The sequence below is a fragment of the Yeguia hominis genome (assembly GCF_014384705.1).
Lineage (GTDB): Bacteria > Bacillota > Clostridia > Oscillospirales > Acutalibacteraceae > Yeguia > Yeguia hominis.
Genome location: NZ_JACRSN010000019.1, coordinates 13,030 through 36,703, shown reverse-complemented (window position 1 = coordinate 36,703; position 23,674 = coordinate 13,030). Strand labels below are relative to the sequence as shown.

Here is a 23,674-nt window from a genome sequence, read left to right as displayed (position 1 = left end):
GCAGAGTACAGATTCCGTTACGCTTGTTTGTAGTATGGCTCTCTGCCGAGAATTTATACATCAAAATTTTGATCGTTATCGGTATAAAAATTCGTCGCTCTTCATCTGCCTTTTTCCGGACACTGGGTTGACAAACCGGCGCCTTCATGTGAAAATAGATAAGATCCAAAAGGAAGGGGCACAAAGATGGAGACGTTTCCAAAGCTGATTACGCCCGGCTTTTTCGGAAATCATGCGGCGGCCGACGTCCGTCGTATGGAATTTGACAATAAAAACAGCCAGATCTTAGTGACGCATACACCGGTATCGCTGTGTTTTATCGGAGATTCTGTGATGCAGAACTGGGAGCTGGATCTCTATTTTCAGGGATATGGCCTGATGGTCAATCGCGGAATTGAAGGCGACATTGCCGAGCACCTGCTCAAACGCTTTGAGGCGGATGTTTTACAGCTGCATCCTAGGCTGTGCATTGTCATGATCGGCCTGAACGACACCTGGAGCCTGAATGCGGCTGCAGAAAACGGGAAAGAGGCGCTGAAACAGGAAGAAGAGCGAATTTTCCATCTGCTGTCGCAGTCGTATCGCGCGCTGCTTTGCAAAGCAAAGGCAAACGCACAGCCGATTTTGATGGAATCCCTTTTGCCGGTCAGAAGCCGGACGTATCGCCAGATGTTTTTATGCAGAATCAACCGGCTGCTCCAGACGCTTTGTGCGGAATTTCAGATACCGTATCTGGATTATCATACCGCGTTTTCCGAAGCGGACGGTCTGACCCTGCGCCGGGAACTATCCTGGGATGGGGTTCATCCTTACGGCGCCGGATATCAGAAGATGGCGGAGCTGTTAAGGCCGTATTTGGATCGCTTTTTTGCAGAGATGCCGAAAGAGGAAAACGAACGGCTGCATTTGAAGTGAAAAATCCGATTTTTGCACAGTGCTTACGTGCTTTGTAGGTTATGGGTCTGAAAGCGTGTCTGCTTTCACCTGCATCTTTCCGGCAGCGAAAGATGCCGAACATGCTTGCGTATAAAATTGGTTGCTTTTGGGTTGGAGATTCGGCACATTTCGACGATTGAAATCAGAAAAGGAATTTTATGGTATGGAACAGATTGTTGCGGCGTTAGCCGCAGAGTTAAACTTAAAGCCGACGCATGTCGAAAATGTAATTTCGCTGATTGATGCGGGAAATACCATCCCGTTTATTGCCCGGTACCGCAAGGAAATGACCGGTTCTATGGACGATCAGCTTTTACGCGAACTTTCCGAACGGCTTGCATATCTGCGCGGATTGGCTGCGCGAAAAGAAGAGGTGCGCGCAGCGATTGAAGGACAGGGAAAGCTGACAGAGGAACTTGCCGCTGCAATTTTGTCTGCGCAGACGCTTGCAGAGGTCGATGACCTTTACCGGCCCTACCGTCCGAAACGCCGCACAAGAGCTTCGATTGCGCGGGAACGCGGCTTGGAGCCGCTTGCAGAGCTTTTGATGCGGCAGGATCCCAATCTGGATCCGACTTGTGAGGCCAAAACGTTCTGTTCTCCGGAGGTTGAAGATGCAGAGGCAGCGCTTGCAGGCGCACGGGATATTCTTGCAGAAGCGATTTCCGACGACGCAGAGATCCGCAAACGTTTGCGCCGGTTCCTGTTTTCAAGCGGAAGCCTGGTTTCGGCTGCTGCGAAAGAAGAGGACAGCGTCTACCGGTTGTATTATGAATTCCGCGAACGGGTAAACCGACTGCAAAGCCATCAGATTCTGGCGTTAAACCGCGGGGAACGGGAGGGCTTTTTGAAGGTCGAATTGGAGGCTTCAGAACCAGAGGCGATCAAATTGCTGCGGGAGGCCTTTTGCAAGCACAGCGGTCCCTCTACGGAGCAGGTTGCATTGGCCGTTGCAGATAGCTATGAACGGCTCTTATTTCCGTCGCTTGCCCGTGAAATCCGGAATCAGCTTACAGATGCCGCGAACGAACAGGCGATTCATACCTTCGCCTTGAATTTGAAACCGCTTCTGATGCAGCCGCCGGTCAAAAACAAGGTGACGCTGGGACTTGATCCGGCATACCGGACGGGCTGCAAAATTGCGGTGGTCGACGGAACCGGAAAGGTGTTGGATACTGCCGTTGTCTATCCGACGCCGCCGCATAACAAAAAAGAAGAGGCGGCAAAAACGCTCAATCGTTTGATCGAAAAGGACAACGTGCAGGTGATTTCCATCGGAAATGGAACCGCATCCCGGGAATCGGAGCAATTTGTTGCAGATTTGATCCGCGGCACGGATCTAAGCTATATGATTGTCAGCGAGGCAGGGGCATCGGTCTATTCCGCGTCAAAACTTGCTGCTGCAGAGTTTCCGGATTACGATGTCTCTTTGCGCAGTGCAGTTTCGATTGCGCGCCGGTTGCAGGATCCGCTCGCGGAGCTGGTGAAAATTGATCCTAAAAGCATCGGCGTCGGTCAGTATCAGCACGATATGCCGCAAAAGCAGCTTGACGAGGCGCTCAGCGGCGTTGTTGAGGATTGCGTCAATACGGTCGGTGTGGATCTCAATACGGCGTCTGCACCGCTTCTAGGTCGGGTAGCTGGTATTACGGCGGCGGTTGCTAAAAATATTGTGGCTTACCGGGAAGAACATGGCGCGTTTAAGAGCCGGAAAGAGCTTTTGGAAGTTCCAAAACTCGGAAACCGGACGTATGAACAGTGCGCCGGATTTATCCGGGTTCCGGAAAGCAGCACCGTTCTTGATCGAACCGGCGTGCATCCAGAATCCTATGCGGCGGCAGAGAAGCTGCTTTCGCTGTGCGGATATACACTTACAGATGTTGAAAAAAGCCGCATTGAGGCGCTGCGCGACCGGATTTTAAAACGCGGAGAAGCCGCAATCGCAGAGGACTGTGGAGTCGGACTTCCGACACTCCAGGACATTGTTGCAGAACTTTTGAAGCCGGGAAGAGATCCGCGCGACGAACTTCCGCCGCCGCTTCTGCGCTCGGATGTAATGGAAATAGACGATCTGGCACCTGGGATGGAACTGACCGGTACGGTGCGGAATGTCGTCGATTTTGGCGCATTTGTCGATATCGGCGTCCATCAGGATGGACTTGTGCATATTTCCCGGATGGCAGACCGCTTTATACGCCATCCTTCGGAGGTTGTCCGAACAGGTGATCTTGTAAAGGTTTGGGTGGTCGAGGTTCAAAAAGACAAAAACCGAATTTCTCTGACCATGAAACCACCCAAGAAATCAGAATAAAAAAACAGGAGGTACAACAATGGTACAAATTGAAATGGAAAACGGCGGAATCATCAAGCTGGAGCTTTACCCGGAAGCTGCTCCGAAAACTGTTGCGAATTTTCTTAAACTGGTGGGGGAGGGGTTCTATGACGGCCTGATCTTTCATCGGGTTATTTCCGGATTTATGATTCAGGGCGGCGATCCCGAGGGAACCGGCATGGGCGGTTCCAAAGAAAAAATCGTCGGTGAATTTGCAGCAAACGGCCATAAAAACCCGATTTCCCATACACGCGGTGTGATTTCAATGGCGCGTGCGCAGAACTTCAATTCTGCGAGTTCGCAGTTCTTTATCATGCATGCGGACGGCCCATTCCTGGACGGCCAGTATGCTGCGTTCGGAAAAGTTGTCGAGGGAATGGACGTTGTCGACGCGATTGCATCGGTCAAAACCGATATGCGCGACCGGCCTTGGGAAGAGCAAAAGATCAAGTCGATTACGATTGTCGAATAAATATCGGAAAAAATCCGGGTGCAGTGTCCGGCCTTGAACATTGCGCCCGGATTTTTTGTTTGCCTGGTATCGAAAATTTCCCAAATTCGGATTGACAAATTGCGCGGAAAGTGCTACTATAATTTAGCTGCATAAAAACTGAATATCCGGGTGTAGCGCAGTTTGGTAGCGCGCTTGAATGGGGTTCAAGAGGCCGCAGGTTCGACTCCTGTCACTCGGACCAGAAAAAACCGCTTAATTCCTAGAAAAATCTAGGTTTTAGGCGGTTTTTCTTTTGCTTTGAAAACCTTCAAAATGTTCGATTATTTTGAAAAATTTCTCTCTATTACACACCGTATTACACACTAAACTAGCTGCTTTGCAATCCGAATTAGCGAATCAATATCAGTATGCGTATAATGAGCCGTCATCTCAAAACTTTCATGCCCCATTAATTTTTGTTTATCAGTAATTGGAGCGTCTATATCCTTAAGCATGGTGGCGTAAGTGTGGCGGCAACTGTATGGCGGCAGTTTCCGAATTCCCATCTCATTAAGAGCGAAATAATAATATCGTTTTCGAAATTTTTCATCGGAAAATTGTTTGTGCGCGGGAGATTCAAAAATATATTCGCTCTCCGATTTATTCACTAAATCAGCAACGATTTCAGCAATTGGATCTGGTATTGGCACGATGCGATTTCTTCCGGCCTCTGTTTTTGAGCCGCCAATAAAATAGTTTTTGTGATAATCTGATTTCTTTAACGCAAACAGTTCATTCGGGCGAAATCCGGTATAAATTAAGCATAAGATGTATTCGGAATATCGAATTTTCCCGATATTATTTTTTATAATCTGAATCTCTTCGGCAGAAAACGCTTCGCGTTTGCTTTTTTCTTTTTTCCCAACATAAATGAATTGAGCATAATTTTTCTGGATAAGATCGTTTTGCATGGCGTATTTATATAGTAACGTTCCCAGCGCCTTCATATTTTCTTTTGTGCGAGAACCCGGCACGGAATCAATACAGTGCTGAAGATGCTCTGTTTTGATTTCGGAAAACGGCATGAAATATATCGGCTTATAATGGCCATATGCGGCCTTGTAGCAATCAATGGTAGATTTTCCGACTTTTTCAGAATGCTTTTCCATAAAGCGCTCATATAAATCTGTAAATGTAATTTTAGAATCCATAGTATCGATTTGCTGCTTGAGCAGGGGCAGAAAATTGATTGCATCCGATTTTTTTGCAAACTGTTTCGTTTTCTTTCGCCTTTTTCCGTTTAAATAGCCGAGCGTTACCTCTGCAACATATTTTCCGTTTGGCAGCTGATACACGGTTCCCGTCCCATTGCCGCGCGCCTTTGTCCGTTTCTGCGGCTTTTCCTGCTTTATGCCGCATACATAGCAATAGGCAGCGCCGTCCGGCAATTCAGTTTTGCATTTACGGCATTGCATGGTGAGGCCTCCTTCTAAAAAAAGCAAGGGCAAGCTTTTACACCGCCCTTGCTGTTATGATCGCGCTTAAGAGCGGCGAAACGCTCACTTATAAATTTCTTGCATAAAGGTCAAGAGAAACCTACTAAAATAAACTTCTCATTTTGTGGCTGAGATACACCAACTGTAAAAAATTCTTTCAACCCGACCACTTATATCCCGCATATCGGTCAGCGGTAAAACGAACGACGCATATTTAAACCGTGCATCCCGGTCAGGGATAGGATTCCCTTCCGCTTTTATTATATTCGTTTTCCGGGTTTGTGCAATGAAACGTGAAATTCTTTCGAATGCTTTATAGTGTTCAAAAATATCCTACAATGCTTTAATGTTTCTACTCACGCCCTGCGAGGGCGGCGTTTCGACAAAGAATCATACTTTCATTGTTTCTACTCACGCCCTGCGAGGGCGGCATTCCTGCAAAGAATCATACTTTCATTATTTCTACTCACGCCTCGTAAGAGGCGAATTGATCGGCTGCGCAAACGGCGGCAATCGCCTAAAGCTTAAAATGCACCTCCATTACATACAAATTTTGCCACCATCTGACAGCAATTAGCAAATATTGCAAATCAACCTGCTACTATATAATAAACAAATAAATTTAAAAAGTAAATAGCAAACAATCAAATTTGCTCAAAAAATACGTGAAAAAACATCTTGACAGTATCGAACGGACGTTCTATAATCAAAATACAATCTCAATTAAAGGAGGGGCAACAGTGAAAAGGGGAGGACAAGCAGCAACTTATGGGGAGCGGTTGCTCTTGGAAAAGCGTGACCGCTTAAAGAATAAGTTATTAAATTTAACCGATGAAGAATTACAAACGATTATTTGCCGCGTAATTGAATTACAGAATCAACAATGCGCTCAAGCGCATCTAATTCTTCATCGTTCATAGAGTCAATAAGGTTCATTAAATATTTTGCTTTCGGATTTAAGGGCTTATCGTTGCAAACGGTAGGCTCTTCTTTTTCACTTGTAAGATCAGAAATATATACGCCTAAAAGATCAGCAATTTTTTGCATTTTATCGGGGCGCGGATATTTTTTACCAGAAAAATAATCCGAAACGGTTGACGAGCTGCAATTTAATGCGCAAACTATATCGGCTTGCGTTACGCCTTTTTCTTTTGCCAGCCGATTTAAATTATTTGAAAAAATAATACGAACGTTAGAACCTTCCATGCAAATCACCTGCTTTCATTATTATTGTAAGCCAAAAGCGAAGGGGATGCAACAAAAAAATAAAAATAATTCGCTAAAAGCTTGACATTTCGCTTTAAGCGAGTATAATATAGCTTAAAGGAGGCGATATGATGCAAAATTATCCCAAAATTTCATTAAGCGCTGCAAGAGTAAATGCCGGATTATCGCAGAAGGCAGCAGCTAAAAAGCTAGGAATAAACGTGCGAACCCTTCAAAACTACGAAAATGGAAAAACTTCTCCAAACTGGGACATTGTGAGAAAAATTGAAAAACTATATGTATTCCCAATAGACTATATTTTTTTGCCGTAATTCTCGCTTTAAGCGATGATATGTAAAAGGAGGGAAGCGATATGAACAGACCATCTATTCCAAATGATACTACAAAACCCAAAGCGGGCAGAATTTTAAAAGAATATGGAATTGTAGGATTCTTTTGGTTGTTGTTTGACGAGCAGAACGGAAGAACGGCGTGGGCAACGATCGGTTTGCGGGCTGCAACTCTTATAGTGTGCGGATTAGCGCTATTATTGCAACGATAAGCGCAGCCAACTCTACAATTTAGGAAGGAGGGGGGAGATGTGATCTATTTCAAAATTCTTGAACTCATTCGAGAATATGAAGGAACGAATTGTATGGAAGTAATTCCTTTGATCGAACGAAAATATGGAATTTCATATGACGTTTCGTATTGGATTTTAGAAGAACTAAAAAAAGAAGGGTACATCAAAAATGAATACCCTCAATTATGCGGTTTGGTCATTACGGAAAAGGGAAAAGGCGTTCTGCATAGGGAAGAATGCGCGAGCAAAACAAACGGTGCAATGTGTCTATATAACGAAAAATCCGGTAAAAAAATGCAACGCGGGATTTTAATCCTGAATGCAATCTCGTTTTTAGTTGCTTTATTTGCACTTATTTTCAAGGTTATTTGAGCAGCAAACTGATGATGGACAAAACGAGACCGGCAAACCCTAATGCAGAGCTGATCCAAAATCGAATTGCCGTTTTCTTTTTCTCTTTTTGAGCTTCTAATTCTTTTTTATGTTCTTTTATTCCTCTTTCGTATTCATATTTACCTAAATCTGTCAGCGAGAGTGAATCATACACCGGATGACGATCAATGGATGATGAACGGATAAACCCTAGCCGTTTTAGCTGACCCAATATCCCGTTTACATCATTTATGTTATGTGTCTCGCTGATCGTATTTAATAAATCGGTAGAAGAAATTAATGGATTCTCGATAATTGTTGAAAAGATTTTAAACTCCAAGTCTGTCATCCAAACACATCCTTTTTCTTTTCATCGTAGCACAAAAGACAAGCTCATTCAACGAAAAAAGCTAGGAAAAGAGCTAAAGTTTGAGGAAGGAGGAAAGCGCATGACTTTCGAAGAAATTAAAGCCAGCAGCAAAACATGGCTATCGCCCACGGATATATCAGCCGTGCTGGAAACAAGCGCCTACAGCATTACGCTGCAGGCGCGGGAAGATCAAAACAAACTGGGGTTTCCGGTGTGCGTCGTTGGAACGCGAACAAAAATTCCGCGATATGCATTCATAGCATATTGCGAAAGCATTCTAGGATTAAGAAAGGAGCAGTAAGCGCGTTTTTCTGCTTGAACAGAATGAAATCTGTCCTTTATGGAGCGCCCGAAAACAGAAAATGGGAAGATCGCCCATCTTCCCATTCTCTTCCGCACTTTGCCCTCAATGAGGCGCACTGCTATGGTATTCACTTGCCGCACGAGCGGATACCGACTAGACGGTCATGAGCAGCCCAGGGCGAGTGGTTGCTTAACCTCATCCCGTGAGCCGACGGACGCGACCCGCTGATGGCTCTTTCCATCAGACTGGCTCACAGCTTGCGGAGGGCACAGGAAGGGTTTCATAAGAGCTTTCAGAAGTTTCTTCAAGCTATCAATCCTCCTTTCCCGTACCCGCGGGCGTTCCCTAAAGGGCAGATTCATTGTAACACAATTTCCATTATCATAAAAGGAGTGAACAGGCATGATTGCAAAAAGAAAATGCGCCCTGCGGGATGGCCGTCCCGGCAAGGCGCAAATCAAACAAGTACATCCATATAATAGCACAAATTTCAGGCAAGCACAAGCAAAAAAACAGCACCGGCGCGAAATCATTGCGGAATGGCTGGCGCTGCCGATTACACTAGTGCTGCTGGGCGGGATTTTCTGGGGATTCTGGATTTTGAGAGGAGTTATGGAACATGTATGAGTGTAGGCACAGCCATTTATTCGATGAACCGATCCGGGAGATGACGGACGAAGGGCCGCGGTATGTTTGCCCGGCGTGCGGGACGGACGATTTCGAGCTTGTAGAACAATGCGGCATCTGCGGGCTTCTCGTCCCGGCATATGAGCTGAACGAGCAAAACGAGTGTGAGGCGTGCGCGGGAAGGCCGTTGCTGCCGCTGGAGGAAATCGCATGACACTGTATGAAATGACCGAAGCTGCGCAGCGGCTGTATGAGCTGCTGCAGGAGGAAGAAATCGACGAGGATGTTGTAAACGATACACTGGAAGCCATGGACGTTGGCTCAAAGCTGGAGGATTACTGCAAGTTGATCCGGCAATTTCAATCCGATGCGGAAGCGCTGAAATCGGAAGAGGACAAGCTGCACCGGAAGCGCGAACGAGCGGAGAAAACAGCCGATCGGCTATCGAATAACATTCTGCGTTTTCTGAAATCCGCAAATCGGGAAAGAGAAAAAGCAGGGGTATTTGAGGTCGCTGTACGGAAATCGGAGGCGGTTCGAATTTTGAATCTACAGCAAATTCCGGAATCGTATCTGCGGACAAAAACCACAACAGAGCCGGACAAGGCCCGGATTAAAAAGGCGCTGAAATCCGGCGCAGAAATCACAGGCGCGGAAATCGCCATCAATGAAAAAATATCAATTCGGTAAAGGAGAATGAACATGTCGACAACTTTAATTGCAAAGGGATCCGAGGGAAGCAAGTTCCCAAAATTGGAGGCGGGGCTCTATAACGCCGTATGCTATGCGGTGGTGGATTTAGGCCTCCAGCACAACAAGGTATACGACAAGTACAGCCAGCAAATCGCAATTCTATTTGAGCTTACGGACGAGCAGATCGAAGTAAACGGCAGAAGAGAAAATCGGACGATCAGCGGAATTTACACAAACAGCATCTCTGATAAATCGAATCTCCGGAAGATCCTGGAAGGATGGCGCGGGCGTGCATTTACGCCGGAAGAACTGGAAGGATTTGATTTGGAAAAGCTGCTGGGGCTTCCCTGCATGGTAAACGTGATCGATGATACAGGCTCAAACGGGAATACATACAGCAAGATCGGGAGCGTTTCCAAGTTGCCGAAGGGGCACGGGCCAATTGAGGGTATGCAGGAGCCTTTTATCTTTGAACTGATCGACGAAAAATCCTTGATTCACATGCAGAGCCTGCCGGAGTGGATTCAGAAGAAAATCAAGGAAAGCAAAACCTATGAGGAAATCAGCGGCAGAAGCGCAGGGGAAGGATTTAGCGAGATTCCCTCGGATGATGATCTGCCTTTTTAATCAAGGCGGGCGGCAAAAATCATGATTGTAACAGGGAAAATCCTGAAATATGACGGCGTAAAGCTTACGATTTTGCCGGATGAAGAAATCAGCCGGGAAATGCTGCAGAAACAAATTGGATCGGTGGAGATCAGGCTAAATGACGGCAGGACGATCTCCGCCGATCAGCGAAAGAAGATCTTTGCGATCATCCGGGATATCTCGCTTTGGAGCGGGCACGATCCGGAATTCTTGCGGCAGTATTGTACCTGGGATTTTTGCCTAAAGGCTGATTGCGAGTGGTTCTCGCTCCACGATGCGGACGTAACCACGGCGCGGCAATATATCTCATATCTGATTGAGTTTTGTTTTCAGCACAATGTTCCGACGAAGGACAGGCTGCTCAACGAAACGGACGATATCAACCGATATCTATATTTGTGCTTGGAATATCGGAAATGCGCAATTTGCAATAAACCGGCAGAGGTGCACCACGTTGACCGCGTTGGAATGGGACGGAATCGTGAGGAGCTTTTCCATGCGGGGATGCGGGCGGTTGCCCTTTGCCGGGAACACCACAATCTCGCACACATGGACGAGAAAAAGCTTTTCTCCGATTATCATATTTATGGGATCAAACTTGATGATTATCTTTGCAAAAGGCTGCAGTTAAACGGGAGATAGTGCATGGAAAAGAAGTATTTAAAGCTCTTTGTGGACTGCCTGGAAAAGTACCGAAAATTGAACGATGCCGAGTTCGGACGCTTGATAAGAGCCGCTTTAAGCTATACAGCAACAGGGGTGGAAGTTGAGCTGATGGGCCGTGAGGAACTTCTATGGGACGGTATGAAGCTGGACATAGACAGAGCGAATAAAAAATACGACGATGTATGCGCCATAAGATCGGAGGCTGGGAAAAAAGGGGCAGAAATGCGATGGCAAACGCATAGCAAAAATAGCAAAAGCCATTTGCCATATAGCAAAAATGGCCAAGAAGAAGAAAAAGAAGAAGAAAAAGAAAAAGAGAAAGAGAAAGAAATAAAAAAGAAAGACGCTTCCGCGTCCGGCGCGATTCGCTACGATCAGTATCGGTCGGCGTTTATCGAGGAATGTCCTTCTTTGCCGAAGCCGTCAGAGGCCGGCAAATGGACCGCTGCCCGCAAACAGGCAATCCGCGCAAAAGGCATGACGCCAGAGGAAATGCGCACGGTTTTTGCGAAGGTGCAGCGGAGCGACTTCCTATCCGGGAGATCCGGAAGGTGGAGCGGCTGCTCGCTGGATTGGATCTTAAAACCCGCGAACTGGCAGAAAATCCGCGAGGGCAACTATGACAACAAGGGATCACAGCGCACCCGGAGCGCACCGACGTATGATCTGGGCGCGCTGGACGAGATGGATCTGACAAAGCTGTAGGAGGCTGAAATGAACATAAAATTCGTGGTTCCCGGCGCGCCGAAGGGGAAAGAACGGCATCGAAGCAGCCTGAATAAGAGCACCGGGAAAATGATCTTTTACACACCGGCACAAACGGCTGCATATGAGCGCCTGATCCGGCAGTGCTACCATGCGGCGGCACAAGCGGAAGCCCGCTTTGCGCCTGCGGAGAGGCCGCTGCGTGTGGAGATCGATGCGTATTTTGCGATCCCGAAAGGCGGAACGAAAACGGTGCACAGCCTGATGCACGAGAACGTACTGCGCCCGATGAAAAAACCGGATTGGGATAATATCGGGAAAATCATCTGCGATGCGCTCAACGGCATTGCGTACCGGGATGATAGCCAGATTGTGGAGGCGGTTTGCCGGAAATATTACGGCGCATTCCCGCGGGTGGAAGTGCGCATTTCGGATGCGGCGGACAAGCCGGAGGAAAAGAAGCACGCCGTTTCTCCGTATGGATTTGGGGAGGCGGAATTATGAAAGCGCTGATGCCGGGCAGCCGCTCGAAGATAAATAGGGAAGTAGAAAAGGCATTCTATTCCCTTCTGGATCGGAAAAGCCTAGATCTGGATACGGTGATGCTATTTGTGCTGCACAGCATATTCGGATTTGGCGCAGATCGTGCACGGAGATACTATGAATCCTATGTGGAGAATTTTAAAGTGTTTTACAGCAATTACGAAGAAGCCGCCTATGATCGAATGCGTAATGATCTGAAAAAGTATGGAATTGAAGTTGAAATGTGGTACCGGGAGCTTGTTACAAAATCGGAAGATTAAAAAACATTGAGGTAAGCTTTTAAAGCGCGCGCGCCTCTGTGACGACGGAGGGAAAATCAATGTACATGACTTATAAAGAGCTTGAGAAGGAACAGAAAAAACCGTTAGAAGAAAAAATAAAGGCATCCGTTCACGCAATCGCATCCGGATTTGCGGTGTGCAGCCATACGCCGGCAATTGCATTTTCCGGGGGAAAAGATTCAACGGTGTTGTGGGATTTGATCAGAAGGTATTTTCCTGAGGAGGAAAAGCGGACGCATGTTATTTTCGGAAATACAGGCGTAGAATATCCGGAATCCCTATATTTTGCCCGAAGGTTAGGGAGGGAATGGGGAGGAGCGCGCTTTCACGAAACAAAGCCGCTGCGCACAGAAAGAGATGGATTAAAATATGAGGCGCAGGCCGAAGTTCTGAAATGGCTTGTGGATCAAGGGCGTTTAGATGAAGTGCTGAAGCCGGATGGGAAACTGAAAAGAACGGATATTTTGGACGAAAAGTGCCCACCTGAACTGTGGGAAAAATTCCGAAAATCGCGGTTGATCTGGCCAAAGGGCACTCCGAAAACGTACTGGTGGTGCGTGGATCAATATGGGTGGCCGTTGCTTGGAAAGGCTTTTTCCAAATTAAAAGCGCATCGGATCAATATCGATTGCTTTTTAAAATATAGCAAAAGCCAAAGCGAAAAAGAAGAAACCCTTGCCTACTATGAAATTTTGCGGCAGGTAAAAATATCACAAGCCTGTTGTTCGATTCTCAAAAAAGAGCCTAGCGAGGCGCTGCAAGCTGATTTAGATGTTGATGTGATCTTTAAGGGCTTAATGGCGGCGGAAAGCAGAAGCAGGCAGACTAATTTTATTTCGAGGGGATATGTATTTAAATCCAGCCGGCCGCACTTGAAGGGCGATCCATTTTACCACTGCAATCCGCTATCTACGTGGACAGATGATGATATTTGGGAATATATCAAGCTATTTGATGTGCCGTACTCGGAAATCTACAAGATGGGGTGGACGGATGCAGACGGAGCCTATCACAAAATCCCGCGAAATGGGTGCATGGGCTGTGGTACAGATTTGCTTTATCCGAATAATCATATGGCAATTTTAAGGCATACGCATCCAAAAGCCTGGAAATTGTTTATGGGAAAGGGCATGGCCGAAGAAATCCGCAAATTACAAATGGCAAAGCGAAACGGGCAAATGTCTGTGCTGGATTTTATCGCGGATACTGATTTCTTGATTGAAAATCGGCCGTGTGCGTTTGATCGAATCGATCAGTTGGTACTCGGAGAAATGCGCACAGATGAAGGGCTTATGGAGTATGATCCCATGGAGGAAATGGAAGAAAGTTTATGATTCGGGGAGGCGGAAACATGAGAACATGCCCCTGCAAAGGCTGCGGAGTGGATCGGCACGTGGGATGCCACGCGAACTGCCGGAATTATCTAAGCTGGCGGGAGGAAAATCTTGCATTGCAGGAATCCGTGCGGCTCCAAAAAGAGGTAGAGAGCGCACTTTTCAGCATCAAGAGATATCGGCAAGCGCTGATGAATCCTAAAAAATACGGCAGGGGGGATGATCAATGAAAGCGCATGTGAACTCGCTGGCAGTGCGGGCTGCGGAAAAAGCCCTAGAGGAAGGATATCGCCGGGGGTTTGCACGCGGCCAGGCCGTGGGAATCGAAAAGGCAATAAAATCCCTGGTGGCAACTTCTGCAATCGTGCTGGATAAGCATGGCGCCGGCCGGGAACTGATTGCGGCATTTGAGAAAGAATTCAACGCCTACATGAATGCCGTAATTGATGGCAGAATCACATTCGATGAGATTATCGAAGCCAAAGAGGAGGAATTGCCGTGCGAGTAGGGGCATCGATTCTTTCCGGCATGCTGATCGGGATTGCGTGCATGGCGAGTATATCGGCCGGCGGCGGCGTGCTGGGCGCGCTATTCTTTCCGGTGGGGCTGATTGCGATCATTCTGCTGGGGCTGCCGCTGTACACTGGGCGCATCGGCTATATATCGGAGCCGCAGGAGGCAAAAGGGCTTGCTGCAATGCTGCTGCTGAATATGATCGGCGCCGGATGGGTAGGCCTCGCGTATCGGCTGTATCACGGAGAGATTTCCGTGATTGCGCAGAAGCTTGCAAAGCCGCTATATATCGTATTCCTGGATGCGCTGCTTTGCGGGATCCTTATCTATGCGGCGGTGGAAGGCTACAGGCGGAGCAAATCTATTCTGGCGATTCTATTTCCGATTGCGGCATTCGTGCTGATTGGCGCAGAGCACTGCGTTGCGGATGTATTCTATCTTGCCGCCGGAATCAGCGCGGAAAATATTCCATATTCGCTATTGTGGCTTGCAGCTGTGGTGGCCGGGAATACGGCTGGAGCGATTATTTTGAATGCGGTGAGTAGGGAGGAAAGCCCATGACGAACGCTGATAGAATACGGGCAATGTGTGATGAAGAATTGGCACGGTGGCTTGTATATCACAGGGTGAATGTACGGCTAACTGGAAATCGAACGATCGGAGAGCCAGCAGTAAAAGCGGCTTTGGAGTGGCTCAAGGAAGAAGTGGAGGTAAGCGCAGAATGACGGCACAGGAAGCGATCAGGATTTTGCATCCAGATACAACGAAAGAAGCAATCGCAGAAATTAAATATTATTGCGGATTTCATGGCAAAGAAGCAGCTATTAAGGCAATCGAAGAAGCGTGCTTGCTGGCGTGTGATGCGCTGGAAAAGCAAGTGCCGAAGGAGCCGAAAATGTGGCGCAATCCTCCCTGCTATCCCGATTGGGCGGATGATGATTGGGGATGGGAATGCCCGAATTGTGGGAATCAAGAGATTGATTATATCGATCACCACTGTAACTGCGGGCAGGCAATCGATTGGACGAAAGAAGAGGGCGAACGATGGAATTGAAACGCTGCCCTGAGTGCGGTGGAGTTGCAACCGTTATCCATATGTACGATGCCTACGATAGAGCAGACTTTGGGTGGGATGCCGGTTGTGGGAGATATAGGACTGGTGATGGCCTCCACACAAAGAAGATGAAAGTATCTGGGCTGCCCAGCAAAGAAAAAGCAATTGAGGCATGGAACAGGATGGCTGACAATGGATGAATACATGGGCAAGAAAGCGTTGTTCGCCGAATTTGATCGACTGGGGTTAGGCGAACACAGCATTGTTGAAAGAGTATTTTCGGACGGAGTACGTGTAATCATTGAGGGAATGCCCGCCGCCGATGTTGCGGAGGTGGTGCATGGGAAGTGGATAGATGTATTATCTCGTGAAGTTTATATCCCTGATGAAAAAACTACAATTACACTAACAGAAGAAAAATGCTCAAATTGCAATGTTGTCACAACTTTTAAGGGTGAAAAAATATATCTGCCCGATTATGTATGCCCCAACTGCGGCGCGAAAATGGATGGAGGGGAAGAAAATGCGGCTGATTGATGCGGATGCACTTAATTTTGTGTGCGTAGCACCGGCTGATGATTACGGTTGCGGCTTCCTTGATGGAATTGATTGGGCAGAAGAAGAGGTAGAGAAAGCTCCAACAATCGATGGTGTAGAAAAGGTGGTACATTGCAAGGATTGCAGATATTGGGATGGATATAATCATTCCGGCAGATGCGAAGCGCCTGTAAACGGACTTGTGCGGGAAAATACTAGCGCTAATGATTTTTGCAGCTACGGCGAGAGAAAAGGAGATGTGGAAAGCGATGGAATGGATCAGCGTGAAAGATAGGTTGCCGGAGCCGCCAGAAGCCATTTTCGGGAATAATAATTTCCTTGTAGCTATAAAATCTCGTTATCCTCTTTTAGATGATGAAGATAATATTTCAATTTGGGTGGCGTGTGCCCGTTACGATTATTTTCAAAAAATATGGTGGATTGATGAAGAAGATATAAATGCTTTGATGCCAGAGGATAAGCTATTAAATTTTATTTTGGGAGGTGGCGAAAGCCGTATTACCCACTGGATGCCGTTGCCCGAACTGCCAAAGGAGGAATAATTCATGCTTGCATACATCATTTCTTTTGCACTGGGAGCGTTCTTTGGAATGGCTGTGATGTGCTTTGTATTCTACGGAAGGAGCGACGGCGAATGATTAAAATATGCGAGTGCTGCGGGAACGAATTTACCCCATCAAAAGCATCGCAAAAATACTGCTCGCGAACTTGCTATCGCCGGGAAAGGGCTAGGCAGCGCGATCCAAACGCCGAAGCAGGAAGGATTTGGATAGATTCCCCGATGCCGAAAGGGGCGCACGGGCTGGATCTGCTTTCCGGAGATGAACTGCTGCACTATGGAAAATATCAAGCAAAGCGAACGCTGGAAGCCGCAAAGCGAAAGGAGCGATAAACTGTGGGGCAATTATCGCAGAAAGAAATTGAGCGAACTTGCAAACTATATCAATCCGGGATGCCAATAAAGGAAATGGCAAAAGTGCTGGAGATATCAATAAAAGCGCTGGATTATCGATTGAGAAAATACGATATCCGAAAAAAGGCCAAAAGAGCGCCGGGAAAATCACCAGGGCGGGAAACGCTTTGCTGGGATTGCAAGTATGCCGCAATGGGCGATCTTACGCCTTGCCCGCTGCACCAAAGAAATCCTGCTCCGCGTGAGGATTGGGAAGCAAAAAAGTGCAGAAGAAAATATATGGGAAAGCCGGAAACTACATATACGGTGATTCGCTGCCCGGGATTTGAGAAAGGATAAGGGATATGAGTATAAAAATTGAAAATGCCGAGATTTTCGGATGGGAATCCGCAATTCGCGGCATGCGGAATCCGCTTGAATCGTGGGATAAGAGCGATAGCCGCTGGGAATTTATAGAAGATCCCGGCACGATCAATCCAAATGATGAAGCAAAGTGGATGCTTGGCGAAAACGATCTGAAGCTGATGAAATCCCTCTCCAAAGCCGGCAGTGATCATGCAAAATTCTTGCGGATGATCACTGTAGTATGCGATATCACGGCGCCGCTCTATTGGTGGAAAGAGTTTGATACTTATAAGATTGGTACAGTTGCGAATTCTTGCTCCACGATGCACAAGATTCACGCAAAGGAATTTACGCTGGGCGATTTTTCCTGGGAACATTTAAAGCCTTCCGGGCTTGCAATATTAGAGAATCTTATTCATGAATTGAATTTTTGGAGAAGCCGTTACCTTGCCACGAAAGAAAAAGAAGATTGGTGGCAGCTCATCCAGCTATTGCCGGCCAGCTTCGATCAAAAGCGAACGATCCAGCTGAATTATCAAGTACTGAAATCGATGTATTTTGCCAGAAAAGATCATAAATTAGATGAATGGAGAATGCTGTGCAGGTGGATTGAGGCGCTTCCGTATTTTAAAGAAATCATATTGGAGGAATGAAAAATGAGCAGCGCTATTGATCATCCGGAATATTACGGCGGCGCGAACATCTATGAAGCGATCAACGTAATCGAAGCGTGGGGATTGGGATTTCATCTGGGAAATGCCGTGAAATATATTGCAAGAGCAGGAAAAAAGATCCGCAAACCTATGCGCAGGATCTAGAAAAGGCAATCTGGTATTTAAGAAGGGAAGTAGAAAATCATGTACATCAAGCTGGATGAAAATGCGATTATGCCCGAACGGGCGCACGAGGAGGATGCGGGATTGGATCTGAAAAGCCCAATTACCGTGCTGATCGCGAAGGGCGGCAGTGAAATTATTGATACGGGCGTACACGTGGAGCTGCCGCCAAGCACAGTTGGCATGCTCAAGAGCAAAAGCGGCCTGAATATAAAATACGGTATATTGAGCGAAGGCGTAATTGATGAGGGCTATTCTGGATCGATTCGCGTAAAACTATATAATCACGGCCCGCAGCCGTATCTTGTAAACCGTGGGGATAAGATTACGCAGCTGGTGATTTTGCCGTGCATGCGGCCCGGAATCATCGTAGTAGATGCGCTCGCGGAAACGGCGCGCGGGGAGCATGGATTCGGGAGCACGGGGAGATAAAATTGCGCGAATTTTGTAAATCAAGAAAAAACTTGAAAAAATTTTAAAAAAGGGGTTGACAAACAAGTTTTAACTTGATATACTTTAGTCATCAAGAAAAAACTTGATACAAAAAACAAAAAAGGAAGGTAAAAAATATGAAACACATTTGCAACGCTATTTTTGACGGACACCATTTCGGAATCGCGATTGATGAAAGCATTGATAATCCGGGCATGTTCCGGCTGGTTGACGAAAGCACAGGGGATGAAATTGAAGATATGTTCGAGTCGGAAAATGAAGCGATGGATGCAATTTTCGTAAAATATCCGGCTTAAACTGCGGCGGCTTTTGCTTTATTATTCAAAACAGGTGGAGCGTATGACTTCTAAAGAAATTATAAGCACGCTTATGCGGATGCAAAGTGTAACGAATGCAGAAATGGCGGCGCGGCTTGGGATAACGCAGGCCGCGCTTTGGGATAGGCTGAATCAAAGAAAAACCGATAACATGACGATTAAAAAGTTTAGTGAGATGCTTGAAATTTTGGGCTATAAAGTAGTGGTGATTCCGAAAAAAAGCTATATATCGGAAAGCGATATTGAGATTGATTGAAACGTTGGCGCAGGAAGGTGATTAAATGGGCCGTGGGACGCATAATTGGGAGCGGCAATCAATAGAAGATCTCCAAAGTTACGAAAAGAAAAAGCAATCCATTTCTAATATTACAGAGCAGATCGAAATTCTGAATATGCAGTACACGGCGCTGCGCGGGCAAGCCTTTGATTCATCTCCGATTCAGGGCGGCGGAATCCGGATGGAGGATCATCTGCTGGATAATATCGTAAAGCGCGAACGGCTCCAAATGAATCTATCCGCTGTAAAAAGAATGGTGCATTTGATAGAGCGCGGCTTGCATTCGCTCGATGCAAGGGAACGCGAAGTGCTGGAAGTTTATTATATAAATCGCCCGGATCGATACATCGATCGATTGAAAGAAAAATATCACGTGGAGCAAGCGGAAATTTACAGAATGAAAGATAAAGCAATATATAATTTTACGATTGGGATGTATGGATTTACAGATTACTAATTTGGATAATTATCAGATAAAAAGATCGCCTCGTTCTGTGATATAATAATATTGTAAAAAATCGCAAACAAGGAACGTCATTCTCCTTTTGCTCTTACTCCCTCTCATCAGCCGCATCGGTCAATCGGGCCGGTGCGGTTTTGCGTTGCAAAAAAATACAAAAGCAAACTGTTCGCGGATCGTGCATAGGAAGGTGATCAGGTGAATTTCTGGGGGACGGCGAATACAATTTGCCCGTTTTATCAGCGGGAAAGTGAATATCGAATTACATGTGAAGGGATCTCCGAGGGCACAATGCTTTCCCTCGGATTTTCGTCATCCGGCCAAAAAATGCTTTGGCAGGAGCAGTATTGCAGCCAGTTCCATTTTGCGTGCTGCCCGATTGCGCAGATGGTTGAAAAAAAGTACGAGGCGCAAAAGGCGGGTGACGGCGAGGCGCGCGATTCGATACAATAAGAACGGGAGGCGGTAACTTGGATTGGAATGAAATCAAAATAGAATATATTTCATCCGATATCAGCTATCGCGATCTGGCTGCGAAGCATGGCGTTTCAAACAGCACGCTCGGCCGGCAGGCATCAAAAGGCGGATGGAAGCGGCTGCGCGACGAATTTCGGAATGATGTTGCGATGAAATCGGTACAAAAAAACGAAGCGCATGCAGTAGAGCGGATGGAGCGGATTCAGAAGCTTGCGGATTGCCTGGTGGGGAAAATCGAACTTGCGATTGCGCAGCTCGATAGCCAGGGGGAAGTGGATCGCGCAGGGCTTCGGCAAATCACCGCGGCGATTCGGGATATTATGGAGATTCAGGGGCTGCGCGCAGAGCCCGGAGAAGAGCAGGAAACCGGCGTGGCGCTGATTCCGCCTGTTTCTGCGGAGGAAATGGCATGAAGCGCATAATTTGGCAGCCGCAGCGGCGGCAATCGGTATTCATGGCGCGCCCGGAATATGAGGCGCTCTATGGCGGTGCTGCCGGCGGCGGAAAAAGCGAGGCGCTTGTGATAGAAGCGTTGCGCCAAGTGGCGATTCCGCATTACAAAGCGCTTATTCTGCGCAAAACCTATCCGCAGCTTGCGGAATTGATCGACAAAAGCCTGAATTATTATCCGCGGATTTTTCCAAAGGCGCAATATAATGCAAGCGCGCACACCTGGATGTTTCCGAGCGGCGCAAAAATTGTATTCGGCTCGATGCAGCACACAAAGGATCGCGTGAAATATCAGGGGCAGGCGTATGATTTCATTGCGTTTGATGAACTTACGCATTTTACCTGGGAAGAATACAGCTATTTGTTTTCCCGAAACCGCCCAAACGGGCCCGGAACGCGGGTGTACGTCCGGGCGACGGCAAACCCGGGCGGAATCGGCCACGGATGGGTAAAGGAGCGCTTTATCAGCGCCGCGCCGCCGATGACGACGATTTGGCAGGATATCGCGTGGCGGGAACCGGATGGCACACAGCGGCACGAAAGGCAAAGCCGGGTGTTTATCCCTTCTACAGTGTATGATAATCCGGCGCTGATGCAGAATGATCCGGAATACATCAAGCATCTCGCAGCGCTCCCCGAAGCGGAGCGGAATGCGCTGCTGTACGGTTCCTGGGATAGCTTTGACGGGCAGGTGTTCCGCGAATGGCGCAACGATCCGGCGCACTATGCGGATCGCCGGTGGACGCATGTGATCGATCCGTTCCGGATTCCGAAGCACTGGAAGGTTTGGCGCGGATTCGATTTCGGATATGCAAGGCCCTTTGCTGTGGGCTGGTTCGCGGCCGATCCGGAGGGCAGAATTTATCATATTCGGGAATATTACGGTTGTACCGGGACGCCGAATACCGGCGTGAAGCTCAATCCTGCACAGATCGCAGCGAAGATTCGGGAAATTGAAAACGAGGATGAAAATCTGCGCGGAAGAAATATCATCGGCATTGCGGATCCCTCTATTTTTGATGAGAGCCGCGGAGAATCGGTTGCCATTATGATGGCGCGCGCTCCGAACTTCATCTATTTTTCCGGCGGGGATAATACGCGGCTTGCAGGAAAGATGCAGTATCATTATCGCCTGGCGTTCGATCCGGACGGCGCACCGATGTTTCAAGTTTTTTCAACCTGCAAGCATTTCATCCGGACGATTCCGGCGCTTGTATATGATGAAAAGAATGTGGAGGATATCGATACGGACGGAGAAGATCACATTTACGATATGTGCCGGTACATCCTGATGGAAAGCCCGATTTCGCCGCGCCAAAACGAAGCTGCGCCGCCGCTGGGAGACGATCCGCTCGATTTGCGGCGCGGACAGCACGTACCATATCGATTCTATCAGATTTAAAGGGGGATCATCAGCATGGCAGAGAAAGAGAAAAAGCAGAAAGCGCGCGCGCCCCGGCAGACATTCGGGGACGCAGACGCGCGAAAGCGTGATGCGGAAACCTTGCCGCGCGCGCCGGAAGCCCTGCAGGAAAGCGCACCCGAACGTCCGCAGATGGAAGAAAATCCAGAAGAAATGCGGCAGACGCTGCTTCCGGGAACGGCGCCGGAGACTGTGCCGGCAGGGAAGATTCTGGCAGAGCGGCAGCAAGCGGCAATCGGGCAAAAAGAAATTGCACAGGCGCAGGCCACCTTGCAGGAATACAAGCGCGGCAAGGCGAATTTGGAGCGCCGGATCATCGAAAACGAACAGTGGTACAAGATGCGGCATTGGGATCAGATTCGCGAAAATGCGGGCACGGATCCCTATCCGGCGTCGGCGTGGCTATTCAACTCCATTGCCAATAAGCATGCAGATGCAATGGATAATTATCCGGAGCCGAACGTTCTCCCGCGCGAGGAAGGGGACAAGCAGGAGGCGAAGATTCTTTCCTCGATTTTGCCGGTGATTTTGGAGCAGAACCAGTTTGAGCAGACGTATTCGGATGCCTGGTGGTACAAGCTGAAAACCGGGACCGGCGTGTACGGCGTATTCTGGAACGCCAAAAAGCACGGCGGACTGGGCGATGTGGATATCCGAAAGCTGGATTTGCTCAATCTCTTTTGGGAGCCGGGAATCAGCGATATCCAGCAGTCGCGCAATCTGTTTTCCGTGGAGCTCGCGGACAACGATCTCTTATCGGAGCAGTACCCGCAGCTGCAGAATCTCGGCGGCAGTGCGCTGGATATTTCCAAATATATCTATGATGATACCGTTGATACATCAAAGAAAACGGCGGTGATCGATTGGTACTACAAGAAGCTTGCGGGAGATCGGGAGATTCTGCACTACTGCAAGTTTGCGGGCGGAGAAGTGCTTTATGCATCGGAAAACGATCCAAACTATATGGAGCGCGGATTCTATGATCACGGGAAATACCCCTTTGTGTTCGACGTTTTGTTTTTGGAAGAGGGAACGCCGGCCGGATTCGGCTACATCGATACGATGAAGGACGTGCAGCTTTACATTGATAAGCTCAATCAGCTGATTCTCAAAAATGCGCTGATGGCATCGAAAAAGCGGTATTTCATTCGGGATGACGGCAGCGTCAACGAAAAAGAATTTGCCGATTGGAGCCGCGATTTCATCCATGTTTCCGGCGGCGGGCTCGGCGACGACAGCATCCGCGAGATGGAAACAATTCCGCTTTCCAGCATCTACGTGCAGATTTTGCAGCTGAAGATTGATGAGCTCAAGGAAACCAGCGGAAACCGGGATGTTTCGCAGGGCGGCACGAGCGCCGGCGTGACGGCGGCGTCGGCCATTGCGGCGCTGCAGGAGGCCGGAAGCAAGCTCTCCCGCGACATGATTAAGAGCGCGTACCGGGCGTTTGCGAGAATCAATTATCTGTGCTTGGAACTCATTCGCCAATTTTATGATGAGCCCCGGTTTTTCCGGATTCTCGGAGAAAAAGGCGCGCAGGAATTTGTATCGTACGACAACCGCGGGCTGCAGCCGCAGGCGCAGGGCAGTGCATTCGGGCTGGAGCTTGGATATCGCGTGCCGGAATTTGATATTCGGATCACCTCGCAAAAAGCCTCGCCGTTTTCCAAAATCTCGCAGAATGAGCTTGCAAAAGAGCTTTACAGCATGGGCTTTTTCAATCCGGAGCTTGCCGATCAGGCGCTTGTCTGCGTGGATATGATGGATTTTGAGGGGAAAGATACCGTGATGCAGAAGATCAGCCAGAACGGAACGCTGCTGCAGATGGTGCGGCAGATGCAGGAGCAAATGGCCAAAATGGCGGCGATTATCGATCAGAATTACGGCACGAATGCCTTGCAGCTGGTTGCGGAAAACGGCGCGGCGGAAATGGGCCGGGCGCCGGGCAGAGACAGCACCGGCGTCGTGGACACGGATGCGCTCGGGGCGGCGAAGAGAACATCCGAATCCAGCGTAACGGAGTCGGCGCGGCGGCGGACAGCGGAAGCGTCGTCGCCCAACTAAGAGGC

The 23,674-nt window shown here is 48.1% G+C and carries 37 protein-coding genes and 1 tRNA gene; 35 read left to right on the top strand and 3 right to left on the bottom strand.

Translation table 11 applies throughout. From position 1 onward, the window contains the following. The first annotated feature begins 186 nt into the window (after positions 1-186). From IAG03_RS11485 to IAG03_RS11470, 4 genes are all read left to right on the top strand, one after another. Positions 187-915, top strand: coding sequence for an SGNH/GDSL hydrolase family protein (locus IAG03_RS11485; RefSeq protein WP_249320173.1), 729 nt, complete (start codon positions 187-189; stop codon positions 913-915). A gap of 184 nt (positions 916-1,099) precedes the next feature. Continuing rightward, positions 1,100-3,247: a Tex family protein gene (locus IAG03_RS11480; protein WP_249320172.1), complete on the top strand. Its 2,148-nt coding sequence runs from the start codon at positions 1,100-1,102 to the stop codon at positions 3,245-3,247. Between the two features lie 19 nt (positions 3,248-3,266). Beyond that, entirely contained in the window at positions 3,267-3,740 is a 474-nt protein-coding gene (locus IAG03_RS11475; protein ID WP_249320171.1) for a peptidylprolyl isomerase, read from the top strand. Positions 3,741-3,886: 146 nt separating this feature from the next. Next, a tRNA-Pro gene (locus IAG03_RS11470) sits at positions 3,887-3,963 on the top strand. A 121-nt stretch (positions 3,964-4,084) separates the two neighbouring features. Here IAG03_RS11470 and IAG03_RS11465 read toward each other — a convergent pair. Together IAG03_RS11465 and IAG03_RS11460 are read right to left on the bottom strand one after the other, a co-directional pair. Continuing rightward, the gene (locus IAG03_RS11465) at positions 4,085-5,176 is read right to left on the bottom strand and encodes a tyrosine-type recombinase/integrase (RefSeq protein WP_249320170.1); all 1,092 of its coding nucleotides are present in this window, start codon (positions 5,174-5,176) and stop codon (positions 4,085-4,087) included. An 870-nt stretch (positions 5,177-6,046) separates the two neighbouring features. After that, positions 6,047-6,403 (bottom strand): helix-turn-helix domain-containing protein, encoded by a 357-nt coding sequence (locus IAG03_RS11460; protein WP_249320169.1) that lies wholly within the window; start codon positions 6,401-6,403, stop codon positions 6,047-6,049. Between the two features lie 128 nt (positions 6,404-6,531). On the opposite strand from IAG03_RS11460, the gene IAG03_RS11455 reads away from it, so the two are divergent. From IAG03_RS11455 to IAG03_RS11445, 3 genes are read left to right on the top strand one after another with little or no spacing between them, the layout of a single operon-like run. Next, positions 6,532-6,735 (top strand): helix-turn-helix transcriptional regulator, encoded by a 204-nt coding sequence (locus IAG03_RS11455; protein WP_249320168.1) that lies wholly within the window; start codon positions 6,532-6,534, stop codon positions 6,733-6,735. A 41-nt stretch (positions 6,736-6,776) separates the two neighbouring features. Next, a complete protein-coding gene (locus IAG03_RS11450) occupies positions 6,777-6,965 on the top strand; it encodes a hypothetical protein (protein ID WP_249320167.1) in 189 nt (62 codons plus the stop codon). A gap of 39 nt (positions 6,966-7,004) precedes the next feature. Beyond that, entirely contained in the window at positions 7,005-7,358 is a 354-nt protein-coding gene (locus IAG03_RS11445; protein ID WP_249320166.1) for a hypothetical protein, read from the top strand. Here IAG03_RS11445 and IAG03_RS11440 read toward each other — a convergent pair. Beyond that, on the bottom strand, positions 7,351-7,707 hold the full coding sequence (locus IAG03_RS11440; RefSeq protein ID WP_249320165.1) for a hypothetical protein: 357 nt from the start codon (positions 7,705-7,707) through the stop codon (positions 7,351-7,353). The two genes, IAG03_RS11445 and IAG03_RS11440, sit on opposite strands and share 8 nt — an antisense overlap. Positions 7,708-8,434: 727 nt before the next feature. Between IAG03_RS11440 and IAG03_RS11435 the strand changes: the two genes are divergently transcribed. From IAG03_RS11435 to IAG03_RS11300, 28 genes are all read left to right on the top strand, one after another. Next, positions 8,435-8,659: a hypothetical protein gene (locus IAG03_RS11435; protein WP_249320164.1), complete on the top strand. Its 225-nt coding sequence runs from the start codon at positions 8,435-8,437 to the stop codon at positions 8,657-8,659. Next, positions 8,652-8,873 (top strand): hypothetical protein, encoded by a 222-nt coding sequence (locus tag IAG03_RS11430; RefSeq protein WP_249320163.1) that lies wholly within the window; start codon positions 8,652-8,654, stop codon positions 8,871-8,873. The genes IAG03_RS11435 and IAG03_RS11430 overlap by 8 nt, the downstream gene beginning before the upstream one ends. After that, positions 8,870-9,349 carry a siphovirus Gp157 family protein gene (locus IAG03_RS11425; RefSeq protein ID WP_249320162.1) on the top strand — a complete coding sequence of 160 codons (480 nt, stop codon included), beginning with the start codon at positions 8,870-8,872 and terminating at the stop codon, positions 9,347-9,349. Before IAG03_RS11430 ends, IAG03_RS11425 begins: the two co-directional genes overlap by 4 nt. 12 nt (positions 9,350-9,361) lie before the next feature. Next, positions 9,362-9,979 (top strand): phage replication initiation protein, NGO0469 family, encoded by a 618-nt coding sequence (locus IAG03_RS11420; protein ID WP_249320161.1) that lies wholly within the window; start codon positions 9,362-9,364, stop codon positions 9,977-9,979. A 21-nt stretch (positions 9,980-10,000) separates the two neighbouring features. Further along, positions 10,001-10,642: a putative HNHc nuclease gene (locus IAG03_RS11415; protein ID WP_249320160.1), complete on the top strand. Its 642-nt coding sequence runs from the start codon at positions 10,001-10,003 to the stop codon at positions 10,640-10,642. A gap of 3 nt (positions 10,643-10,645) precedes the next feature. After that, on the top strand, positions 10,646-11,371 hold the full coding sequence (locus tag IAG03_RS11410; RefSeq protein WP_249320159.1) for a DUF6291 domain-containing protein: 726 nt from the start codon (positions 10,646-10,648) through the stop codon (positions 11,369-11,371). Positions 11,372-11,380: 9 nt separating this feature from the next. Further along, complete coding sequence (locus tag IAG03_RS11405; RefSeq protein ID WP_249320158.1) at positions 11,381-11,875, top strand: RusA family crossover junction endodeoxyribonuclease; 495 nt, start codon at positions 11,381-11,383, stop codon at positions 11,873-11,875. Continuing rightward, the gene (locus IAG03_RS11400; protein ID WP_249320157.1) at positions 11,872-12,174 is read left to right on the top strand and encodes a hypothetical protein; all 303 of its coding nucleotides are present in this window, start codon (positions 11,872-11,874) and stop codon (positions 12,172-12,174) included. The genes IAG03_RS11405 and IAG03_RS11400 overlap by 4 nt, the downstream gene beginning before the upstream one ends. 59 nt (positions 12,175-12,233) lie before the next feature. Beyond that, positions 12,234-13,529, top strand: coding sequence for a phosphoadenosine phosphosulfate reductase family protein (locus IAG03_RS11395; protein WP_249320156.1), 1,296 nt, complete (start codon positions 12,234-12,236; stop codon positions 13,527-13,529). A 17-nt stretch (positions 13,530-13,546) separates the two neighbouring features. Continuing rightward, positions 13,547-13,759, top strand: a complete 213-nt coding sequence (locus IAG03_RS11390; protein ID WP_249320155.1) for a hypothetical protein — start codon at positions 13,547-13,549, stop codon at positions 13,757-13,759. Continuing rightward, positions 13,756-14,037, top strand: a complete 282-nt coding sequence (locus IAG03_RS11385; protein ID WP_249320154.1) for a hypothetical protein — start codon at positions 13,756-13,758, stop codon at positions 14,035-14,037. The genes IAG03_RS11390 and IAG03_RS11385 overlap by 4 nt, the downstream gene beginning before the upstream one ends. Next, positions 14,028-14,603: a formate/nitrite transporter family protein gene (locus IAG03_RS11380; RefSeq protein ID WP_249320153.1), complete on the top strand. Its 576-nt coding sequence runs from the start codon at positions 14,028-14,030 to the stop codon at positions 14,601-14,603. The genes IAG03_RS11385 and IAG03_RS11380 overlap by 10 nt, the downstream gene beginning before the upstream one ends. 160 nt (positions 14,604-14,763) lie before the next feature. Then, positions 14,764-15,096, top strand: a complete 333-nt coding sequence (locus IAG03_RS11375; protein WP_249320152.1) for a hypothetical protein — start codon at positions 14,764-14,766, stop codon at positions 15,094-15,096. Further along, complete coding sequence (locus IAG03_RS11370) at positions 15,087-15,296, top strand: Lar family restriction alleviation protein (protein ID WP_249320151.1); 210 nt, start codon at positions 15,087-15,089, stop codon at positions 15,294-15,296. Before IAG03_RS11375 ends, IAG03_RS11370 begins: the two co-directional genes overlap by 10 nt. Next, entirely contained in the window at positions 15,289-15,633 is a 345-nt protein-coding gene (locus tag IAG03_RS11365) for a hypothetical protein (protein ID WP_249320150.1), read from the top strand. Before IAG03_RS11370 ends, IAG03_RS11365 begins: the two co-directional genes overlap by 8 nt. Beyond that, on the top strand, positions 15,620-15,928 hold the full coding sequence (locus IAG03_RS11360) for a hypothetical protein (RefSeq protein WP_249320149.1): 309 nt from the start codon (positions 15,620-15,622) through the stop codon (positions 15,926-15,928). Before IAG03_RS11365 ends, IAG03_RS11360 begins: the two co-directional genes overlap by 14 nt. Continuing rightward, a complete protein-coding gene (locus tag IAG03_RS11355) occupies positions 15,903-16,196 on the top strand; it encodes a DUF551 domain-containing protein (protein ID WP_249320148.1) in 294 nt (97 codons plus the stop codon). Before IAG03_RS11360 ends, IAG03_RS11355 begins: the two co-directional genes overlap by 26 nt. A 434-nt stretch (positions 16,197-16,630) precedes the next feature. Next, a complete protein-coding gene (locus IAG03_RS11350) occupies positions 16,631-16,906 on the top strand; it encodes a hypothetical protein (protein WP_249320147.1) in 276 nt (91 codons plus the stop codon). 5 nt (positions 16,907-16,911) lie between these two features. After that, on the top strand, positions 16,912-17,565 hold the full coding sequence (locus tag IAG03_RS11345; RefSeq protein WP_249320146.1) for a hypothetical protein: 654 nt from the start codon (positions 16,912-16,914) through the stop codon (positions 17,563-17,565). A 3-nt stretch (positions 17,566-17,568) separates the two neighbouring features. Continuing rightward, positions 17,569-17,730: a DUF3310 domain-containing protein gene (locus IAG03_RS11340; RefSeq protein ID WP_249320145.1), complete on the top strand. Its 162-nt coding sequence runs from the start codon at positions 17,569-17,571 to the stop codon at positions 17,728-17,730. A gap of 39 nt (positions 17,731-17,769) precedes the next feature. Beyond that, the gene (gene dut / locus IAG03_RS11335) at positions 17,770-18,180 is read left to right on the top strand and encodes a dUTP diphosphatase (RefSeq protein ID WP_249320144.1); all 411 of its coding nucleotides are present in this window, start codon (positions 17,770-17,772) and stop codon (positions 18,178-18,180) included. 137 nt (positions 18,181-18,317) lie between these two features. Further along, positions 18,318-18,497 carry a hypothetical protein gene (locus tag IAG03_RS11330; protein WP_249320143.1) on the top strand — a complete coding sequence of 60 codons (180 nt, stop codon included), beginning with the start codon at positions 18,318-18,320 and terminating at the stop codon, positions 18,495-18,497. Positions 18,498-18,540: 43 nt separating this feature from the next. Further along, entirely contained in the window at positions 18,541-18,774 is a 234-nt protein-coding gene (locus tag IAG03_RS11325) for a helix-turn-helix domain-containing protein (RefSeq protein ID WP_249320142.1), read from the top strand. A gap of 25 nt (positions 18,775-18,799) precedes the next feature. After that, on the top strand, positions 18,800-19,252 hold the full coding sequence (locus IAG03_RS11320; RefSeq protein WP_249320141.1) for a hypothetical protein: 453 nt from the start codon (positions 18,800-18,802) through the stop codon (positions 19,250-19,252). 201 nt (positions 19,253-19,453) lie between these two features. Continuing rightward, a complete protein-coding gene (locus IAG03_RS11315) occupies positions 19,454-19,708 on the top strand; it encodes a hypothetical protein (protein ID WP_249320140.1) in 255 nt (84 codons plus the stop codon). Between the two features lie 17 nt (positions 19,709-19,725). Beyond that, a complete protein-coding gene (locus tag IAG03_RS11310) occupies positions 19,726-20,145 on the top strand; it encodes a hypothetical protein (protein WP_249320139.1) in 420 nt (139 codons plus the stop codon). After that, positions 20,142-21,584, top strand: coding sequence for a phage terminase large subunit (locus tag IAG03_RS11305; protein WP_249320138.1), 1,443 nt, complete (start codon positions 20,142-20,144; stop codon positions 21,582-21,584). The genes IAG03_RS11310 and IAG03_RS11305 overlap by 4 nt, the downstream gene beginning before the upstream one ends. Before the next feature lie 15 nt (positions 21,585-21,599). Beyond that, positions 21,600-23,669, top strand: a complete 2,070-nt coding sequence (locus IAG03_RS11300) for a portal protein (protein WP_249320137.1) — start codon at positions 21,600-21,602, stop codon at positions 23,667-23,669. Positions 23,670-23,674 lie beyond the last annotated feature (5 nt).

What these genes read in the sequence shown, in the direction of transcription:
- IAG03_RS11340 (WP_249320145.1), top strand. Translation starts at nt 17,569, where the DNA reads ATGAGCAGCGCTATTGATCATCCGGAATATTACGGCGGCGCGAACATC.
- IAG03_RS11440 (WP_249320165.1), bottom strand. Translation starts at nt 7,707, where the DNA reads ATGACAGACTTGGAGTTTAAAATCTTTTCAACAATTATCGAGAATCCA.
- IAG03_RS11455 (WP_249320168.1), top strand. Translation starts at nt 6,532, where the DNA reads ATGATGCAAAATTATCCCAAAATTTCATTAAGCGCTGCAAGAGTAAAT.
- IAG03_RS11360 (WP_249320149.1), top strand. Translation starts at nt 15,620, where the DNA reads ATGCGGCTGATTGATGCGGATGCACTTAATTTTGTGTGCGTAGCACCG.
- IAG03_RS11465 (WP_249320170.1), bottom strand. Translation starts at nt 5,176, where the DNA reads ATGCAATGCCGTAAATGCAAAACTGAATTGCCGGACGGCGCTGCCTAT.
- IAG03_RS11475 (WP_249320171.1), top strand. Translation starts at nt 3,267, where the DNA reads ATGGTACAAATTGAAATGGAAAACGGCGGAATCATCAAGCTGGAGCTT.
- IAG03_RS11320 (WP_249320141.1), top strand. Translation starts at nt 18,800, where the DNA reads ATGGGCCGTGGGACGCATAATTGGGAGCGGCAATCAATAGAAGATCTC.
- IAG03_RS11355 (WP_249320148.1), top strand. Translation starts at nt 15,903, where the DNA reads ATGGAATGGATCAGCGTGAAAGATAGGTTGCCGGAGCCGCCAGAAGCC.
- dut (WP_249320144.1), top strand. Translation starts at nt 17,770, where the DNA reads ATGTACATCAAGCTGGATGAAAATGCGATTATGCCCGAACGGGCGCAC.
- IAG03_RS11450 (WP_249320167.1), top strand. Translation starts at nt 6,777, where the DNA reads ATGAACAGACCATCTATTCCAAATGATACTACAAAACCCAAAGCGGGC.
- IAG03_RS11325 (WP_249320142.1), top strand. Translation starts at nt 18,541, where the DNA reads ATGACTTCTAAAGAAATTATAAGCACGCTTATGCGGATGCAAAGTGTA.
- IAG03_RS11410 (WP_249320159.1), top strand. Translation starts at nt 10,646, where the DNA reads ATGGAAAAGAAGTATTTAAAGCTCTTTGTGGACTGCCTGGAAAAGTAC.
- IAG03_RS11395 (WP_249320156.1), top strand. Translation starts at nt 12,234, where the DNA reads ATGTACATGACTTATAAAGAGCTTGAGAAGGAACAGAAAAAACCGTTA.
- IAG03_RS11415 (WP_249320160.1), top strand. Translation starts at nt 10,001, where the DNA reads ATGATTGTAACAGGGAAAATCCTGAAATATGACGGCGTAAAGCTTACG.
- IAG03_RS11365 (WP_249320150.1), top strand. Translation starts at nt 15,289, where the DNA reads ATGGATGAATACATGGGCAAGAAAGCGTTGTTCGCCGAATTTGATCGA.
- IAG03_RS11375 (WP_249320152.1), top strand. Translation starts at nt 14,764, where the DNA reads ATGACGGCACAGGAAGCGATCAGGATTTTGCATCCAGATACAACGAAA.
- IAG03_RS11460 (WP_249320169.1), bottom strand. Translation starts at nt 6,403, where the DNA reads ATGGAAGGTTCTAACGTTCGTATTATTTTTTCAAATAATTTAAATCGG.
- IAG03_RS11480 (WP_249320172.1), top strand. Translation starts at nt 1,100, where the DNA reads ATGGAACAGATTGTTGCGGCGTTAGCCGCAGAGTTAAACTTAAAGCCG.
- IAG03_RS11390 (WP_249320155.1), top strand. Translation starts at nt 13,547, where the DNA reads ATGAGAACATGCCCCTGCAAAGGCTGCGGAGTGGATCGGCACGTGGGA.
- IAG03_RS11405 (WP_249320158.1), top strand. Translation starts at nt 11,381, where the DNA reads ATGAACATAAAATTCGTGGTTCCCGGCGCGCCGAAGGGGAAAGAACGG.
- IAG03_RS11385 (WP_249320154.1), top strand. Translation starts at nt 13,756, where the DNA reads ATGAAAGCGCATGTGAACTCGCTGGCAGTGCGGGCTGCGGAAAAAGCC.
- IAG03_RS11330 (WP_249320143.1), top strand. Translation starts at nt 18,318, where the DNA reads ATGAAACACATTTGCAACGCTATTTTTGACGGACACCATTTCGGAATC.
- IAG03_RS11430 (WP_249320163.1), top strand. Translation starts at nt 8,652, where the DNA reads ATGTATGAGTGTAGGCACAGCCATTTATTCGATGAACCGATCCGGGAG.
- IAG03_RS11485 (WP_249320173.1), top strand. Translation starts at nt 187, where the DNA reads ATGGAGACGTTTCCAAAGCTGATTACGCCCGGCTTTTTCGGAAATCAT.
- IAG03_RS11400 (WP_249320157.1), top strand. Translation starts at nt 11,872, where the DNA reads ATGAAAGCGCTGATGCCGGGCAGCCGCTCGAAGATAAATAGGGAAGTA.
- IAG03_RS11305 (WP_249320138.1), top strand. Translation starts at nt 20,142, where the DNA reads ATGAAGCGCATAATTTGGCAGCCGCAGCGGCGGCAATCGGTATTCATG.
- IAG03_RS11420 (WP_249320161.1), top strand. Translation starts at nt 9,362, where the DNA reads ATGTCGACAACTTTAATTGCAAAGGGATCCGAGGGAAGCAAGTTCCCA.
- IAG03_RS11435 (WP_249320164.1), top strand. Translation starts at nt 8,435, where the DNA reads ATGATTGCAAAAAGAAAATGCGCCCTGCGGGATGGCCGTCCCGGCAAG.
- IAG03_RS11370 (WP_249320151.1), top strand. Translation starts at nt 15,087, where the DNA reads ATGGAATTGAAACGCTGCCCTGAGTGCGGTGGAGTTGCAACCGTTATC.
- IAG03_RS11345 (WP_249320146.1), top strand. Translation starts at nt 16,912, where the DNA reads ATGAGTATAAAAATTGAAAATGCCGAGATTTTCGGATGGGAATCCGCA.
- IAG03_RS11300 (WP_249320137.1), top strand. Translation starts at nt 21,600, where the DNA reads ATGGCAGAGAAAGAGAAAAAGCAGAAAGCGCGCGCGCCCCGGCAGACA.
- IAG03_RS11425 (WP_249320162.1), top strand. Translation starts at nt 8,870, where the DNA reads ATGACACTGTATGAAATGACCGAAGCTGCGCAGCGGCTGTATGAGCTG.